General features: G+C 56.7%; 1 protein-coding gene. It reads right to left on the minus strand.

The annotated features are described in order from the left end of the window. Positions 1-231, minus strand: a 231-nt coding sequence (locus P6709_RS20400) for a shikimate kinase (protein ID WP_336619019.1), incomplete at both ends; no start/stop codon positions are given.

The following is a 231-nucleotide window of genomic DNA, read 5'->3' on the forward strand; positions in this document are numbered from 1 at the left end:
GATAACGGTGGATGGCGCAGTTACCGCTTCCAGCGCCGCCGTTTCTCTGGCGCGAAATCCCGCCCACTCTTCCCTTTCGACGATCTCCGCGACCGTCATATTGAGCTGTGATTGCAACCACTGATCGGTATCGACAAACCGACGGTTAAGCGAATCGGCAAGGGCCATTCCGACCGTTGTTTTACCACAGCCCCGAGGCCCGATCAGAAAAAGAGGTTGTGTCATCGTGGG

The sequence above is a fragment of the Jeotgalibacillus sp. ET6 genome (genome assembly GCF_029667115.1).
Classification (GTDB): Bacteria; Bacillota; Bacilli; order Bacillales; family Jeotgalibacillaceae; genus Jeotgalibacillus.